The sequence below is a fragment of the Pseudomonas oligotrophica genome (assembly GCF_021726475.1).
Classification (GTDB): Bacteria; Pseudomonadota; Gammaproteobacteria; order Pseudomonadales; family Pseudomonadaceae; genus Stutzerimonas; species Stutzerimonas oligotrophica.
The window spans coordinates 315,716-331,049 of record NZ_JAKJRU010000006.1; the positions used below are offsets into that span (position 1 = coordinate 315,716).

General features: G+C 66.2%; 16 protein-coding genes. 4 read left to right on the top strand and 12 right to left on the bottom strand.

The window, feature by feature from the left end; translation table 11 throughout:
• Positions 1–108 precede the first annotated feature (108 nt).
• The 3 genes from gloA to L3N39_RS14805 form a co-directional block, all read right to left on the bottom strand.
• Positions 109–501, bottom strand: a complete 393-nt coding sequence (gene gloA / locus L3N39_RS14795) for a lactoylglutathione lyase (protein ID WP_237258216.1) — start codon at positions 499–501, stop codon at positions 109–111.
• An 87-nt stretch (positions 502–588) separates the two neighbouring features.
• A complete protein-coding gene (locus tag L3N39_RS14800) occupies positions 589–1,806 on the bottom strand; it encodes an argininosuccinate synthase (protein WP_237258217.1) in 1,218 nt (405 codons plus the stop codon).
• A 78-nt stretch (positions 1,807–1,884) separates the two neighbouring features.
• A complete protein-coding gene (locus L3N39_RS14805; RefSeq protein ID WP_348983404.1) occupies positions 1,885–2,775 on the bottom strand; it encodes a flagellar protein MotY in 891 nt (296 codons plus the stop codon).
• 163 nt (positions 2,776–2,938) lie between these two features.
• Here L3N39_RS14805 and pyrC point away from each other — a divergent pair, with 163 nt between their 5' ends.
• Both pyrC and rnt read left to right on the top strand, forming a co-directional pair.
• Entirely contained in the window at positions 2,939–3,982 is a 1,044-nt protein-coding gene (pyrC, locus tag L3N39_RS14810) for a dihydroorotase (protein ID WP_237258218.1), read from the top strand.
• Positions 3,979–4,653 (top strand): ribonuclease T, encoded by a 675-nt coding sequence (gene rnt, locus L3N39_RS14815; RefSeq protein ID WP_237258219.1) that lies wholly within the window; start codon positions 3,979–3,981, stop codon positions 4,651–4,653. The genes pyrC and rnt overlap by 4 nt, the downstream gene beginning before the upstream one ends.
• Before the next feature lie 81 nt (positions 4,654–4,734).
• Here rnt and thrC read toward each other — a convergent pair whose 3' ends face one another.
• The 9 genes from thrC to ffh form a co-directional block, all read right to left on the bottom strand.
• A complete protein-coding gene (gene thrC / locus L3N39_RS14820; protein WP_237258220.1) occupies positions 4,735–6,159 on the bottom strand; it encodes a threonine synthase in 1,425 nt (474 codons plus the stop codon).
• A 96-nt stretch (positions 6,160–6,255) separates the two neighbouring features.
• Positions 6,256–7,560, bottom strand: a complete 1,305-nt coding sequence (locus tag L3N39_RS14825; protein WP_237258221.1) for a homoserine dehydrogenase — start codon at positions 7,558–7,560, stop codon at positions 6,256–6,258.
• Between the two features lie 130 nt (positions 7,561–7,690).
• Positions 7,691–8,419 (bottom strand): thioredoxin fold domain-containing protein, encoded by a 729-nt coding sequence (locus L3N39_RS14830; protein WP_237258222.1) that lies wholly within the window; start codon positions 8,417–8,419, stop codon positions 7,691–7,693.
• A 93-nt stretch (positions 8,420–8,512) separates the two neighbouring features.
• The gene (gene xerD, locus L3N39_RS14835) at positions 8,513–9,409 is read right to left on the bottom strand and encodes a site-specific tyrosine recombinase XerD (protein WP_237258223.1); all 897 of its coding nucleotides are present in this window, start codon (positions 9,407–9,409) and stop codon (positions 8,513–8,515) included.
• Between the two features lie 164 nt (positions 9,410–9,573).
• Entirely contained in the window at positions 9,574–9,924 is a 351-nt protein-coding gene (gene rplS, locus L3N39_RS14840; protein ID WP_237258224.1) for a 50S ribosomal protein L19, read from the bottom strand.
• Between the two features lie 46 nt (positions 9,925–9,970).
• The gene (gene trmD, locus L3N39_RS14845) at positions 9,971–10,723 is read right to left on the bottom strand and encodes a tRNA (guanosine(37)-N1)-methyltransferase TrmD (RefSeq protein WP_237258225.1); all 753 of its coding nucleotides are present in this window, start codon (positions 10,721–10,723) and stop codon (positions 9,971–9,973) included.
• A 4-nt stretch (positions 10,724–10,727) separates the two neighbouring features.
• Positions 10,728–11,264 carry a ribosome maturation factor RimM gene (gene rimM, locus L3N39_RS14850; protein ID WP_237258226.1) on the bottom strand — a complete coding sequence of 179 codons (537 nt, stop codon included), beginning with the start codon at positions 11,262–11,264 and terminating at the stop codon, positions 10,728–10,730.
• Positions 11,265–11,269: 5 nt separating this feature from the next.
• The gene (gene rpsP, locus L3N39_RS14855; protein WP_237258227.1) at positions 11,270–11,521 is read right to left on the bottom strand and encodes a 30S ribosomal protein S16; all 252 of its coding nucleotides are present in this window, start codon (positions 11,519–11,521) and stop codon (positions 11,270–11,272) included.
• Between the two features lie 145 nt (positions 11,522–11,666).
• Positions 11,667–13,043 (bottom strand): signal recognition particle protein, encoded by a 1,377-nt coding sequence (gene ffh / locus L3N39_RS14860; protein ID WP_237258228.1) that lies wholly within the window; start codon positions 13,041–13,043, stop codon positions 11,667–11,669.
• Positions 13,044–13,208: 165 nt separating this feature from the next.
• On the opposite strand from ffh, the gene L3N39_RS14865 reads away from it, so the two are divergent.
• Both L3N39_RS14865 and L3N39_RS14870 read left to right on the top strand, forming a co-directional pair.
• Entirely contained in the window at positions 13,209–14,009 is an 801-nt protein-coding gene (locus tag L3N39_RS14865; RefSeq protein ID WP_237258229.1) for a cytochrome C assembly family protein, read from the top strand.
• Positions 14,010–14,024: 15 nt separating this feature from the next.
• Positions 14,025–15,311, top strand: a complete 1,287-nt coding sequence (locus L3N39_RS14870; RefSeq protein WP_237258230.1) for an HlyC/CorC family transporter — start codon at positions 14,025–14,027, stop codon at positions 15,309–15,311.
• Positions 15,312–15,334 lie beyond the last annotated feature (23 nt).

The following is a 15,334-nucleotide window of genomic DNA, read 5'->3' on the forward strand; positions in this document are numbered from 1 at the left end:
AGGCAGGCCGGGCGCGCCCCTCGACTCACGATACCCCTCCACGAAGACTCCCGGACGCGCGCCAGCGCGCGGCAGCTGGCGCACGCGAGGCTTGCGTGGCGCCGAGGTTCAGTCCCGGCGCGACGGCGACAGCAGCTCGATCTTGTAGCCGTCCGGGTCCTCGACGAAGGCCAGGATGCTCGAACCGTGCTTCATCGGCCCCGGCTCGCGGGTGATCTTGCCGCCGCGGGAACGGATATCCTCGCAGGCCTTGTAGACATCTTCCACTTCCAGCGCGATGTGGCCGTAGCCGGTGCCCAGCTCGTAGCTGTCCACGCCCCAGTTGTAGGTCAGCTCGATCACGCTGTTGTGCGCCTCGTCGCCGTAGCCGACGAAGGCCAGGGTGAACTGGCCTTCGGGATAATCCTTGCGGCGCAGCAGGGTCATGCCCAGGACTTCGGTGTAGAAGGCGATGGATTTGTCCATGTCGCCGACGCGCAGCATGGTATGCAGCAGTCTCATCAGGGTTCTCCTCGGCTTTTCAGGGTGCACAAAGTATGACCCCGGCGCGCGGCCGGGGTCATGGTCAGGCTTGTGGCAACCGGCCTGTCACAGCGGGCTGCGGCCCTTGCCCGCGGCGATGCGCATGCGCAGGGCGTTGAGCTTGATGAAGCCACCGGCATCGGCCTGGTTGTAGGCGCCGCCGTCTTCCTCGAAGGTCGCGATGTTGGCATCGAACAGCGACTCGTCGGACTTGCGGCCGACCACGATGACGTTGCCCTTGTACAGCTTCAGGCGTACCACGCCGTTCACGTTGACCTGCGAGGCGTCGATCATCTGCTGCAGCATCAGGCGCTCCGGGCTCCACCAGTAGCCGTTGTAGATCAGGCTGGCGTACTTGGGCATCAGCTCGTCTTTCAGGTGGGCCACTTCGCGGTCGAGGGTGATCGACTCGATGGCGCGGTGGGCCTTGAGCATGATGGTGCCGCCGGGGGTCTCGTAGCAGCCGCGCGACTTCATGCCGACGTAGCGGTTCTCGACGATGTCCAGGCGACCGATGCCGTTCTCGCCGCCGATGCGGTTCAGTTCGGTCAGCACCTGGGCCGGGGTCATGGCCTTGCCGTCGATGGCGACGATGTCACCGGCCTGGTAGGTCAGCTCGAGGTAGGTGGGGCTGTCGGGCGCGGCTTCCGGCGACTTGGTCCAGCGCCACATGTCCTCTTCGTGCTCGGTCCAGGTGTCTTCCAGCACGCCGCCCTCGTAGGAGATATGCAGCAGGTTGGCGTCCATGGAGTACGGCGACTTCTTCTTGCCGTGGCGCTCGATCGGGATGGCGTGCTTCTCGGCGTAGTCCATCAGCTTCTCGCGCGACAGCAGGTCCCACTCGCGCCAGGGAGCGATCACTTTCACGCCCGGCTTCAGCGCATAGGCGCCCAGCTCGAAGCGCACCTGGTCGTTGCCCTTGCCGGTGGCGCCGTGGGAGATGGCGTCGGCGCCGGTCTCGTTGGCGATCTCGATCAGGCGCTTGGCGATCAGCGGGCGGGCGATGGAGGTACCCAGCAGGTACTCGCCCTCGTAGACGGTGTTGGCACGGAACATCGGGAAGACGAAGTCACGCACGAATTCTTCGCGCAGGTCGTCGATGTAGATTTCCTTGACGCCCAGGGCCTGAGCCTTGGCGCGCGCCGGCTCGACTTCCTCGCCCTGACCCAGGTCGGCGGTGAAGGTCACCACCTCGCAGTTGTAGGTGTCCTGCAGCCACTTGAGGATCACCGAGGTATCCAGGCCACCGGAATAGGCCAGAACCACCTTCTTAACGTCCGCCATGCCATCAGCTCCACGGTGTTGTCGAAAAGCCCGTGATTCTACGCCTGGCGGCCCGGCTTTTACAGGGGCGAGCCGGTTTCAGCTCGCCGGCACCGCAGCCGCGGCGGCCGTCGGCGCCACCGGCTCGCGCTCCAGGCGGATGGCCACGCGGCGGTTCTTCGCCCGGTTGGCGGCGTTGCTGTTGGGCACCAGCGGGTAGCGCTCGCCATGGAAGCGCAGGGTGACCTGCTCTTCGCTGATGCCGTTGGCCAGCAGGTATTCCTGCACCGCCAGCGCGCGGCGGCGCGACAGGTCGCGATTGGTCAGGCGATTGCCGCTGTTGTCCGAGTGGCCGTCGAGCAGCACGCGATTGACGCTCGGATCGGCCTTGAGATAGGCCAGCAGGCGGTCGAGCCGCTGGCGCCCGGCCTCCTCCAGCGTGACGCCGCCGCTGGGAAAGCCGATCTGGCTCTGGCGGATCTGGTCGTAGTTGACCGGCAGCAGCTTGGCCGTACAGGCGCGGTAATCCTCGTAGGCCTTGGCGAAGCGCGCCGGCAGCAGGCGGATCTCCAGCGGGTCGCCACCCTGCAGCGTGCGATGCCGGACCACCGGGCTGCGCCCCTCCAGCAGGCCGCTGAGCAGCCGACCGGCCTGCGCCTGCGAGCTGTTGAACGGAATCTCGCCGCCACCGACCGCGACCACGCCCAGGTTGATATCGCTGCGCGACGGCTGCCAGGGGGCCGCGGCGGCCAGCAGCGTCGCACTGCCGTTGCCCAGCCAGCGCTGCGGCGAGTGCAGGCGGAAGATTGCCTGTTCGCCGGCACGGCGTACGAACTCGCCCTGGCCGAAGCCGGCGATCGGCTGGATCAGCCGGCACTCGAACGAATCGCCTTCCACGTGCCACTCCACCCGTTCCAGACGCGTCTGGAAGGTGATGGCGCTGGCCGGGGTCGCCAGCAGGCAGAACAACAGGACAGGACGCAGGCGCACGACGGGCTCCGCTGGTTGGACACTCAGAACCGGTATCGGGCCCGGCCGGCGAAACTTGAGCGACAGCCATCCGCGGCAGGCCTGGCCGCGCGATCGCAAGGTGCCGTGCCCGGCCATTTCCGGTAGCATTCGGGCACGTTTCACCGGCCTGGAAGACTCCTGCATGACCGACAGAATCACCCTGCTGCGCCCCGACGACTGGCACATCCACCTGCGCGACGGCGCCGCACTCGCCCACACGGTCGCAGACGCCGCCAGGCAGTTCGCCCGCGCCATCGTCATGCCCAACCTGGTACCGCCGGTGCGCAACACCGAGGAGGCGCAGGCCTACCGCGAGCGCATCCTCGAGGCCCGCCCGGCCGGCAGCCGCTTCGAACCGCTGATGGTGCTCTATCTCACCGACAGCACCCGCCCGGACGACATCCGCAGCGCGCGCGCCAGTGGCTTCGTACACGCGGCCAAGCTCTACCCGGCCGGCGCCACCACCAACTCGGCCTCCGGCGTGACCAGCCTGGACAACATCTTCCCGGTACTCGAAACCATGGCCGAGGTCGGCCTGCCGCTCTTGGTCCATGGCGAGGTGACGCGCAGCGAGGTCGACATCTTCGACCGCGAGAAGCGCTTCATCGACGAGCAGCTGTGCCGCGTGACCGAACGCTTCCCGACGCTGCGCGTGGTCTTCGAGCACATCACCACGCGTGACGCGGTGCAGTTCGTCGAGGCTGCCGGCAGCAACGTCGGCGCCACCATCACCGCCCACCACCTGCTGTACAACCGCAACCACATGCTGGTCGGCGGCATTCGCCCGCACTTCTTCTGCCTGCCGATCCTCAAGCGCAACGTGCACCAGGAAGCCCTGCTCGACGCCGCGACCGGCGGCAGCGCGAAGTTCTTCCTCGGCACCGATTCGGCGCCCCACGCGCAGCATGCCAAGGAGGCAGCCTGCGGCTGCGCCGGCTGCTACACCGCGTTCGCGGCGATCGAGCTGTACGCCGAGGCCTTCGAGCAGCGCAACGCGCTGGACAGGCTCGAGGCCTTCGCCAGCCACCACGGCGCGGACTTCTACGGCCTGCCGCGCAACACCGAGCAGGTCACCCTGCTCCGCGAGGACTGGCAGATGCCCGCCAGCCTGCCGTTCGGCGAGCACAACGTGATCCCGCTGCGCGCCGGCGAAACCCTGCGCTGGCGCCTGGAGGGCAGTCGATGAGCGAAGATCATTTCGACGACGAACTGGAGAACAGCCTGCCCGGCAAGCCGCGCTCGCCCATGGGGCGGCGCTTTCGCGGTTTCCTGCCGGTGGTGGTCGACGTCGAGTGCGGCGGCTTCAACTGCGCCACCGATGCGCTGCTGGAGATCGCCGCGGTGCCCATCGCCATGGACGAACAGGGCCTGCTCTATCCGCAGGAGACGCTGTTCTATCGCGTCGAGCCCTTCGAAGGCGCCAACATCGAAGCCGCCGCGCTGGAGTTCACCGGCATCAAGCTCGACCATCCGCTGCGCATGGCGGTGCCGGAAAGTCAGGCGCTCGGCGACATCTTCCGCCACGTGCGCAAGGCGGTGAAATCCGCCGGCTGCAAGCGCGCCATCCTGGTCGGGCACAACAGCAGCTTCGACCTTGGCTTCCTCAACGCCGCGATCGCCCGCTGCGACCTCAAGCGCAACCCGTTCCACCCCTTCTCCAGCTTCGACACCGCGACCCTGGCCGGCCTTGCCTACGGCCAGACCGTGCTGGCCAAGGCCTGCCAGGCCGCCGGCATCGACTTCGACGGACGCGAGGCACACTCGGCACGCTACGACACCGAGAAAACCGCCGAGCTGTTCTGCGGCATCGTCAACCGCTGGCGGGAGATGGGCGGCTGGGAAGAGTTCGACGAATAGCCGTCGCCGCGCCTGAAATACTCGCCCGAAAAGCAGAAAGGCCAGTCTCTCGACTGGCCTTTCTGCTTTGCTGCGCCCGGCTTACAGCGGCTTGCCGCGGTTGCCATGCCCGGCGACGAAGGCTTGCACGGCGCCCAGTTCGTTCGCCAGTACCGTGCAGCGCTCCTCGCGCTCGAACAGGTCGGCCAGGTGGGCCGGCAGTGCCAGCGCCTTGCCTACGCCGGCCTTCTCCACCGCCTCGGGGAACTTCACCGGGTGGGCGGTCCCGAGGATCACCATCGGCACCGCAAGACTGCGCCGGCATTCGCGCGCCGCGCGCACGCCGATTGCGGTGTGCGGGTCGAGCACCTCGCCGGTCTGGGCGAACACCTCGGCGATGGTGGCGCAGGTCTGCGCGTCATCCACGGCCAGCGAATCGAACAGCTTGCGCGCCTCGGTCCAGCGGTCCTCTTCCACCGACAGCTTGCCGCTGGCCTTGAAGCCGTCGAGCAGCTCGGCGACCACCTTGCCGTTGCGCCCGTGCAGGTCGAACAGCAGGCGCTCGAAGTTGGACGACACCATGATGTCCATCGAAGGCGACAGCGACGGGTGCAGGGTGTCCTTGTCGTAGTGGTTGCCGCTCATGAAGCGGTGCAGGATGTCGTTGCGGTTGGTCGCCACGATCAGCTGGCTGACCGGCAGGCCCATGTTGCGCGCCAGGTAGCCGGCGAAGATGTCGCCAAAGTTGCCGGTCGGCACCGAGAAGGCGATGGAACGCGCCGGCGCGCCGAGCTGCAGCGCGGCATGGAAGTAGTAGACGATCTGGGCCATGATCCGCGCCCAGTTGATCGAGTTGACCGCCACCAGCCGGGTGCCCTTGAGGAAGCCCTGGTCGGCGAAGCTGGCCTTGACCATCTCCTGGCAGTCGTCGAAGTTGCCTTCGATGGCGATGTTGTGGATGTTCTCGCCGAGGATGGTGGTCATCTGCCGGCGCTGCACCTCGGACACGCGGTTGTGCGGGTGCATGATGAAGATATCGACGTTATCGCAGGCCTTGCAGCCCTCGATGGCTGCCGAGCCGGTGTCGCCGGAGGTGGCCCCCATGATCACCACGCGCTCGCCGCGCTTGGCCAGCACATGATCGAGCAGACGGCCGAGCAGCTGCAGGGCGAAGTCCTTGAAGGCCAGGGTCGGGCCGTGGAACAGCTCGAGCACCCACTCGTTGCCGTCCAGCTGGCGCAGCGGCGCCACCGCGGCATGGGCGAACACGCCGCCGTCGCCGGTGGCGTAGGTCTCGGCGAGAATGCGCTTGAAGTCCGCGTCCGGGATGCTCCCGGCCACGAACGGACGCATCACCCGGAAGGCCAGCTCGTGATAGGGCAGCCCGGCCCAGGAGGCGATCTCCTCGACCGTGAAGCGGGGCAGGTTTTCCGGGACGTAGAGACCGCCATCGCTGGCCAGGCCGGCGAGCAGGACGTCTTCGAAGTTCAGGGCCGGCGCCTGGCCGCGGGTACTGATGTAGCGCATTGATGCAAACCTTCGGTTTGAGCGGCAGGCTGCAAGCTGCAAGCTGCCAGGCAAGCGGTGCTCACCTGCAGCGTAGGCTCGAGGCTGCGGCTGCGGTTAATTCAATTGTTCGACGCGAATCCGCACGACGCTGCCAACCACGTCGTCGAGCTTCTCCAGCGCCGCGATGGCATCGTCGATACGCTGCTCGACCACGCGATGGGTGACCAGGATGACCGGCACCAGGCCGTCGTGCTCCTCGGCCTCCTTCTGCATGATCGACTCGATGTTGATGCCGCGCTCGGAGAGGATGGTCGCCACCTGCGCCAGCACGCCGGGGTGGTCCTTGGCCTGGATGCGCAGATAGTAGGCGCTTTCGCAGGCACCGATCGGCAGGATCGGATGATCGGACAGCGCATCGGCCTGGAACGCCAGGTGCGGCACGCGGTTGTTCGGGTCGGTGGTCAGTGCGCGCGCCACGTCGACCAGGTCGGCAACCACGGCCGAGGCGGTCGGCTCCATGCCGGCACCAGCGCCGTAGTACAGCGTGCTGCCCACCGCATCGCCATTGACCATCACCGCGTTCATCACGCCGTTGACGTTGGCGATCAGGCGGTCGGCCGGGATCAGCGTCGGGTGCACGCGCAGCTCGATGCCGGCATCGGTGCGACGCGCCACGCCCAGGTGCTTGATCCGGTAGCCCAGCGCCTCGGCGTAGTTCACGTCGGCCGTGGTCAGGCGCGAGATGCCCTCGGTGTAGGCCTTGTCGAACTGCAGCGGGATACCGAAGGCGATCGAGGCGAGGATGGTCAGCTTGTGCGCGGCGTCGATGCCTTCGACGTCGAAGGTCGGGTCGGCCTCGGCATAGCCCAGCGCCTGGGCTTCCTTGAGCACGTCCTCGAAGGCGCGGCCCTTTTCACGCATCTCGGTGAGGATGAAGTTGCCGGTGCCGTTGATGATCCCGGCCAGCCAATTGATACGGTTGCCGGCCAGGCCCTCGCGGATCGCCTTGATCACCGGGATGCCGCCGGCGACCGAGGCCTCGAAGGCGACGATCACGCCCTTCTCGCGCGCCTTGGCGAAGATCTCGTTGCCATGCACGGCGATCAGTGCCTTGTTCGCAGTGACCACGTGCTTGCCGTTCTCGATGGCCTTGAGCACCAGCTCGCGAGCCAGCGTGTAGCCGCCGATCAGCTCGACGACGATCTCGATCTCGGGGTTCTCGGCGATGGCGAAGACGTCATCGGTGACCGGCGTGCTGCCGATGTCACAACGGGGGTTGGCCTGGCGAGTGGCGATCTGGGCAACCTCGATGCCTCGCCCGGCACGACGGGCGATTTCCTCGGCGTTGCGTTTGAGCACATTGAAGGTACCGCCACCGACGGTCCCCAGCCCACAGATGCCTATCTTCACCGGTTTCAAGCTGAACTCCCCATTCACAGCGAAACGGCTGGGACACCCAGCCGCAAAAGGATTCGCACATTACGAAGGGAGGCCGCTTTAGTCAATTGCACGGCCGGCGGCAAGGCACAGCGGGCCGTGGCGGGCGCCGTCACTTGCCGGCGCGCAGGGCCAGCTCGGCAAGTTGGGCGGCCGGCTGGTAGCCGGGAATGACCTGACCATCGGCGAGCACGATGGCCGGCGTACCCTGGACACCGATCATCTGGCCCAGCTGGTACTGCCCGGCGATCGGGCTGTCGCAACTGGCCGCCGGGACATCCTTGCGCGCCTTGGCCAGGTTCATCGCCGCCTGGCGATCCTTGGCACACCAGACGCTGGCCAGGGTCTTCGCCCCATGGCTGCCCAGGCCCTGCCGCGGGAATGCGAGGTAGCGCACCTCGATACCCTGGCGGTTGAGCTCGGGCACCTCGCTGTGCAGCTTCTGGCAGTAGCCGCAATCGGTATCGGTGAACACGGTGATATGGGTCTTGGCCTCGGCCGGCGCGAAGACCACCATGTCCTTGCGATCGATGGCCTCGATCTGCCGGGCGATCGCCTTGCTCTGCGCCTGCTCGGTCAGGTTGACTGCCTGGCCGTTCTGCACCTGGTAGAGATAGCCATGCAGCAGGAACTGGCCGTCGGCGCTGGCATAGAGCTGGCGCCCGCCGGCGAGCTGCACCTGGTACAGGCCGGCGACCGGGCTTTCGGCGATCGACTCGATCGGCATGTCCGGCTGCAGCGCCAGCAGGTTCTGGCGGATCGCCTGGGCGGGCTCGGCAGCCAGTGCCAGGCTGCCGGCGAAGGCAAATGCCGCAGCGGCAGCGAGAGTGGTGATGCGCATGGGAGACTCCTGGACTACGGCGCTCGACGAGGCAGCAAGCCTATCACAGCCGCTTGGCGCGATAACGCTACGCAGTCGCCATGCCACGACGCACTAGCCACGCGGATGGTGGGCCGCGTGCAATTCCTGCAGGCGCGCACGGGCGATGTGCGTATAGATCTGCGTGGTGGAAAGATCGCTGTGGCCAAGCAGCATCTGCACGCTGCGCAGGTCCGCCCCGTGGTTGAGCAGGTGGGTGGCGAAGGCGTGGCGCAGGGTATGCGGCGAGATCGCCTTGGCGATGCCGGCCGTGCGCGCATGCAGCTTGATGCGATACCAGAACGTCTGCCGGGTCATCTGCTCGCCGCGCTGGCTGGGAAACAGCGCATCGCAGGGGCGTCCGGCCAGCAGCACATCGCGCGCCTCGCCGAGGTAACGCTCGAGCCAGACCATGGCTTCCTCACCGAGCGGCACCAGCCGCTCCTTGCTGCCCTTGCCGAAGGCGCGCAGCACGCCCTGGCGCAGGCTGACCTGCTCGAGGCTGAGCCCGACCAGCTCGGAAACGCGCAACCCGCACGCATAGAGCACCTCGAGCATGGCGCGATCGCGCAACCCGAGCGGCTCGTCGACCTCGGGCGCAGCCAGCAAGGCTTCGACATCGGCCTCCGACAGCGCCTTGGGCAGCGGCCGGCCGATATGCGGCAGCTCGACCCGCAGGGTGGGGTCGATCGCGATCTCGCCTTCGCGCAGCAGATAGCGATAGAAGCCCCGCAACCCCGACAGCAGGCGCGCAGTGGAGCGCGCCTTGTAGCCGTTCTCCAGGCGCCAGGCCAGGTGATCGAGAATCGCCTCGCGGCCGATCGCCGGCAGCTCGAGGCCGTGCTCGGCCAGCCAGCCATTGAACAGCGCCAGGTCGCTGCGGTAGGACTCGCGGGTGTTGTCCGCCAGCCCCTTCTCCAGCCAGAGGCTGTCGAGGAAGCGGTCGATCAGGGGATGTTCACGGGCAGGCATCGTTCAATCACGCAGTGGCAGGCGGTCTGCCGGCTTTTACCGCAGCGCCAGGACAGACCACAAGGCGGGCAGGCCGCACGAACGCGCCAAGGCCATGGACGGCTGGCGGCGGAAACGAAAAAGGCAGCCCGCAGGCTGCCTTTTCGGTGCAAGGAGCGCAGTCCTCAGGACAGCTTTTCCTTGATGCGAGCTGCCTTGCCGGACAGGTCGCGCAGGTAGTACAGCTTGGCCTTGCGTACGTCACCGCGACGCTTGACGGTGATGCTGTCGACCAGCGGGCTGTAGGTCTGGAAGGTACGCTCGACGCCCACGCCGCTGGAGATCTTGCGCACGGTGAAGGCGCTGTTCAGGCCGCGGTTGCGCTTGCCGATCACGACGCCTTCGAAGGCCTGCAGGCGCTGGCGGTCGCCTTCCTTCACCTTCACCTGGACGATCACGGTGTCGCCCGGGGCGAAGGCCGGGATTTCCTTGCTCATCTGCTCGGCTTCGAGCTGCTGGATGATCTTGTTGGTCATGCTGTGCTCCTAAGGCAAACCGTCTGGCTGCCATCGATACGTTAAGTCAACTATCGTCCCGCTGACGGAGGTATTCCGTCAGCAGCTTCTGTTCTTCTCCAGAAAGCGAGCGGCTATCCAGAAGATCGGCTCGGCGTTCCCAGGTTCGCCCCAGGGACTGCTGCAAACGCCAGCGCCGGATGTGTTCATGGTTGCCGCTGAGCAGCACCTCAGGAACACGTTTGCCTTCGTACACCTCGGGTCGGGTGTAGTGCGGGCAGTCGAGCAGGCCGTCGGTAAACGAATCCTCCTCGGCGGAATCAGCATGCCCCAGGGCTCCGGGAAGCAACCTGGTCACGGCATCGATCAGCACCATCGCCGGCAGCTCGCCACCGGACAGCACGTAGTCGCCGATCGACCATTCCTCATCCACATGCGCCTCGATGAAGCGCTCGTCGATACCTTCGTAGCGGCCGGCGATGAGAATCAGCGATCGCTCGCCTGCCAGCTGCCGGACATCCGCCTGCTTGAGCGGACGCCCCTGCGGCGACAGGTAGATCACCTTCGCCTGCGAGCCACTGGCCTGCCTGGCATCGGCCAGGGCCAGCTCCAGTGGCCTGATTTTCATCACCATCCCGGGGCCGCCGCCGAAGGGGCGGTCATCCACGGTCTGGTGACGATCCTCGGTGTAGCTCCGAGGGTTCCAGCAGTTGAGCTCCAGCAGGCCCTGCCTCACCGCGCGACTGGTAATACCGAAGTCACGGATGGCGGCGAACATCTCCGGAAACAGGCTGATGACATCGACACGCAGCGAGGACATGGATTCAGAAGTCCGCGTCCCAGTCGACCTTCATCTCGCCGGCCACCAGATCGATTTGCTGTACGCACTGATCGATGTAAGGCAGGAGCCGCTCGCGATCGTCCAGGCTACCGGCACAGGGCCGCACCACCAGGACGTCGTTGGCACCGGTCTCGAGCAGGTGGTCCACCACGCCGAGCAACTGCCCGTGTGTATCGATCACCTTCAAGCCCTGGAGCTGGTGCCAGTAGTATTCACCCTCGCCGAGGGCCGGCAGCTCGTCGCGCGGGACGCAGATCTCGAAGTCGGCATACTCACGCGCCACTTCGCGATCATCCAGCCCCTTGAGCGTCGCCACCAGGACATTGCCCTGAACGCGCCCCTTGACCAACTGCGCCTGCCGGAACTCGCCACCTCGCCGAAGTGTCCAGTTGCGATAACCCAGCAGGTTCTCGATCGGATCGGTGAAGGAGTACACCTTCACGTCACCGCGAACGCCATGCACCGACACGATCTTGCCGATGACCAGCAGGTCTTCGGCCGGGGCAGACGTTGCGCTCATGCGACTCAGGCAGCAGCCTTGCCGGCTTCCTTCAGCAGCTGAGCAACGCGCTCAGACGGCTGCGCGCCCTGGCTCAGCCAGTAGGCGGCACGCTCCTGGTTGACCGACAGCTTGACTTCGGCACCGGTGGCAACCGGATTGAAGAAGCCGATGCGCTCGACGAAACGGCCGTCACGCGCGTTGCGGCTGTTGGTCACGGTCAGGTGGTAGAAGGGGCGCTTCTTGGAGCCGCCACGGGCCAGACGAATAGTTACCATGTGAACATCGTTCCTGTAGGTTCGGTACAGCAAATCTTGGAAACAGGGCCAAGGCCCGAAAGGCCGCACATTTTAAGGATTATGCGGATTTTTGCAAATGGCTTTTTCCGCGACGGCCGACAACAGCGCCCGCCGCGGCGAGGATTCAGAACTTCGGCATGCCACCGCCGGGCAGCATACCGCCCAGGCCGCGCATCATCTTGGTCATGCCACCCTTGCCGGTGACCTTCTTCATCATCTTCTGCATCTGCTTGTGCTGCTTGATCAGCCGCCCGACATCCTGCACCTGGGTACCGGAGCCAAGCGCGATGCGCCGCTTGCGCGAGCCGCTGATCAGGTCGGGGTTGCGTCGCTCGGCCGGGGTCATCGAATTGATGATGGCCTCCATCTGGCGAAACTGCTTCTCCGCGGCACCCTGGGCGCTGCCCATCTGCGCCAGGTTGACGCCACCGATGGCCGGCAGCTTGTCCATGAGGCTGCCCAGCCCGCCCATGTTCTTCATCTGTTGCAGCTGGTCGCGGAAGTCCTCGAGATCGAAGCCCTTGCCCTTCTTCAGCTTCTTGGTGAGCTTCTCGGCCTTCTCGCGGTCCAGCGTCTGCTCGGCCTGCTCGATCAGGCTGAGCACGTCGCCCATGCCGAGGATGCGCGAGGCGATGCGATCGGGGTGGAACGGCTCGAGCGCGTCGCTCTTCTCGCCCATGCCGAGGAACTTGATCGGCCTGCCGGTGATATGCCGTACCGAGAGCGCCGCACCGCCGCGCGCGTCACCGTCGACCTTGGTCAGTACCACGCCGGTCAGCGGCAGGGCGTCGCCGAACGCCCGCGCGGTGTTGGCCGCGTCCTGGCCGGTCATGGCATCGACCACGAACAGGGTCTCCGCCGGCTTGATCGCCGCATGCACCGCCTGGATCTCGGCCATCATCTCGGCATCGATGGCCAGGCGGCCGGCGGTATCGACCAGCACAACGTCGATGAACTTGAGCCTGGCCTCGCGGATCGCCGCCTGGGCGATGTCCACCGGCTTCTGGCTGGTGTCCGACGGGAAGAAGGTCACGCCCACTTCGGCGGCCAGCGTCTCCAGTTGCTTGATCGCCGCCGGGCGATAGACGTCGGCCGACACCACCAGCACCGACTTCTTCTTGCGCTCCTTGAGGAAGCGCGCCAGCTTGCCGACCGTGGTGGTCTTGCCCGCGCCCTGCAGGCCCGCCATCAGCACGACGGCAGGTGGCGCCACGTTGAGCGCGAGGTCCTCGTTGGCCGCTCCCATCAGCTCTTCGAGCTCGGCGCGAACGATCTTCACGAAGGCCTGCCCGGGCGTCAGGCTCTTGGCCACCTCGGTACCGACCGCGCGCTCCTTGACCTTGTTGACGAACTCCTTGACCACCGGCAGGGCGACGTCGGCCTCGAGCAGCGCCATGCGCACTTCCCGCAGGGTGTCCTTGATGTTGTCTTCGGTCAGCTTCGCCTTGCCGGTGACATGGCGAAGCGTTTGCGACAGGCGATCGGTTAGGTTTTCGAACATGAGCCGTTCCACGCTGGTGTGGTGAAGGCGGCGATTATAGAAGCGGAACCTCGCGAGCCGGTACCCCGGGCGCAGCCTTTTGGCGGATGGGCCACAGCCTTGCGGCTTTTGCCGCCAGGGCGTTTGTGCCACACTCACGACCTTTCGAGCCCGCTACCAGAACCTATGCACCCTCTGCTGCCCAGTCTCGCCGCCGCCCTTCTCTACGCTGGTGCCACGGGCTACCAAGGCATGCGCCTGGCCAGCCGCGCGGTACCGAGCAAGTCGCTGCTGCTGGGCCTTGGCGCCCTGGCGCTGCTGGCCCACGGGCTCAGCCTGTTCATGCAGCTGCTCTCGCCGAACGGCCTGCACCTTGACTTCTTCAATGCCTCGAGCCTAATCGCCGCCGCGGTCATCCTGCTGATCCTGCTGGCCCTGCAGCGCATGCCGGTGGAGAACCTGCTGCTGCTGCTGTTCCCGCTGGGCAGCCTGACCGTGCTCTTCGCCCAGTTCGCCCCTTCAGGCACCGCGCCGGCCATCACCGAGGAGCCGGGCATACTGGCGCACATCCTGCTTTCGATCCTGGCCTACGGCATGCTGACCATCGCCGTGTTCCAGTCGCTGCTGCTGCTGCTGCAGGACCACCATCTCAAGCACAAGACCCCCTCCGGCCTGATCCGCAACTTCCCGCCGCTGCAGACCATGGAAAGCCTGCTGTTCGGCTTCCTCTGGGCCGGCTGGATCCTGCTCAGCGCATCGCTGCTGTCGGGGTGGATCTTCCTCGACGACCTGTTCGCCCAGCACCTGGTGCACAAGACCCTGCTGTCGGTCGTCGCCTGGGTGGTCTTCGGCCTGCTGCTGTGGGGCCGGCACCAGCTCGGCTGGCGCGGCTACAAGGCCATCCGCTGGACCCTCGCCGGTTTCTGCCTGCTGATGCTGGCGTACTTCGGCAGCAAGCTGGTGCGCGAATTCATCCTGCATATCTAGCCCAAGGCCCCGTCCGTGGAAAATCTACACCCCGGCTTCCTGTTCGGCCTGCTGGTCTTCCTCCTGCTCTGCTCCGCCTTCTTCTCCAGCTCGGAGACCGGCATGCTGAGCCTGAATCGCTATCGCCTGCGGCACCTGGCCAAGGAAGGGCACCGCGGCGCCCGCCGGGTGACCGACCTGCTGGCGCGCCCGGACCGGCTGCTCGGCACCATCCTGGTGGGCAACAACTTCGTCAACATCCTCGCCTCGTCCATCGCCACGGTGCTGGCGATGCAACTCTGGGGCGAGGCCGGCATCGCCATCGCCACCATCGGCCTGACCATCGCCCTGCTGATCTTCGGCGAGATCACCCCCAAGACCTTCGCCGCGCTGCGTCCGGACCTGATCGCCTATCCGGTCAGCCTGCCGCTCAGCCTGCTGCAGAAGCTGCTCTACCCGCTGGTGGTCCTGCTCGGCTGGATCAGCAACAACCTGCTCAAGCTGACCGGCATCGACCCGACCAGCAAGCGCAGCGACAGCCTCTCCACCGAAGAACTGCGCAGCGTGGTGCGCGAGGCCGGCAGTGCGCTGCCGGTCAATCGCCAGAGCATGCTGCTCGGCATCCTCGACCTGGAACGGGTCACCGTCGACGACATCATGATCCCGCGCAACGAGGTCGCCGGCATCGACCTAGAGGATGACCTGGAGACCATCCTCGGCCAGCTGCGCACCACCTCGCACACCCGCCTGCCGGTGTTCCGCCAGGACATCAACCAGGTCGAAGGCATCGTGCACATGCGCCAGATCGCGCGCCTGCTCAGCCATGACCAGCTGACCAAGGAAAACCTGCTGGAAGCCTGCCTGCCGCCCTACTTCATTCCCGAGGGCACGCCGCTGTCGACCCAGCTGCTGAACTTCCAGAAGGAGAAGCGCCGGATCGGCATCGTCGTCGACGAATACGGCGATGTGCTGGGCATCGTCACCCTGGAGGACATTCTCGAGGAGATCGTCGGCGAGTTCAGCAACCAGGACAGCCTGCGCAGCCCGGACATCCACCCCCAGGACGACGGCACCCTGGTGATCGACGGCGCCGCCTACCTGCGCGAGGTCAACCGCTCGCTCGGCTGGGAGCTGCCCTGCGATGGCCCCAAGACGCTGAACGGATTGATCACCGAGGCGCTGGAGCAGATGCCCGAAAGCGGCATCTGCCTGCAGATCGGCAACTACCGCATGGAAATCCTGCAGGCGGCCGAAAATCGGGTGAAGAGCGTGCGTGCCTGGCCGATCCAGGAACGCAACGAGCAGGCCGCGCGCGACGAATGAACCAGGGCGCCGGCGACCCGGCG

Excerpts from the sequence above, each read along its gene's own strand:
- gloA (WP_237258216.1), bottom strand. The coding sequence starts at position 501 with ATGAGACTGCTGCATACCATGCTGCGCGTCGGCGACATGGACAAATCC.
- L3N39_RS14800 (WP_237258217.1), bottom strand. The coding sequence starts at position 1,806 with ATGGCGGACGTTAAGAAGGTGGTTCTGGCCTATTCCGGTGGCCTGGAT.
- pyrC (WP_237258218.1), top strand. The coding sequence starts at position 2,939 with ATGACCGACAGAATCACCCTGCTGCGCCCCGACGACTGGCACATCCAC.
- rnt (WP_237258219.1), top strand. The coding sequence starts at position 3,979 with ATGAGCGAAGATCATTTCGACGACGAACTGGAGAACAGCCTGCCCGGC.
- thrC (WP_237258220.1), bottom strand. The coding sequence starts at position 6,159 with ATGCGCTACATCAGTACCCGCGGCCAGGCGCCGGCCCTGAACTTCGAA.
- L3N39_RS14830 (WP_237258222.1), bottom strand. The coding sequence starts at position 8,419 with ATGCGCATCACCACTCTCGCTGCCGCTGCGGCATTTGCCTTCGCCGGC.
- xerD (WP_237258223.1), bottom strand. The coding sequence starts at position 9,409 with ATGCCTGCCCGTGAACATCCCCTGATCGACCGCTTCCTCGACAGCCTC.
- rplS (WP_237258224.1), bottom strand. The coding sequence starts at position 9,924 with ATGACCAACAAGATCATCCAGCAGCTCGAAGCCGAGCAGATGAGCAAG.
- trmD (WP_237258225.1), bottom strand. The coding sequence starts at position 10,723 with ATGTCCTCGCTGCGTGTCGATGTCATCAGCCTGTTTCCGGAGATGTTC.
- rimM (WP_237258226.1), bottom strand. The coding sequence starts at position 11,264 with ATGAGCGCAACGTCTGCCCCGGCCGAAGACCTGCTGGTCATCGGCAAG.
- rpsP (WP_237258227.1), bottom strand. The coding sequence starts at position 11,521 with ATGGTAACTATTCGTCTGGCCCGTGGCGGCTCCAAGAAGCGCCCCTTC.
- ffh (WP_237258228.1), bottom strand. The coding sequence starts at position 13,043 with ATGTTCGAAAACCTAACCGATCGCCTGTCGCAAACGCTTCGCCATGTC.
- L3N39_RS14865 (WP_237258229.1), top strand. The coding sequence starts at position 13,209 with ATGCACCCTCTGCTGCCCAGTCTCGCCGCCGCCCTTCTCTACGCTGGT.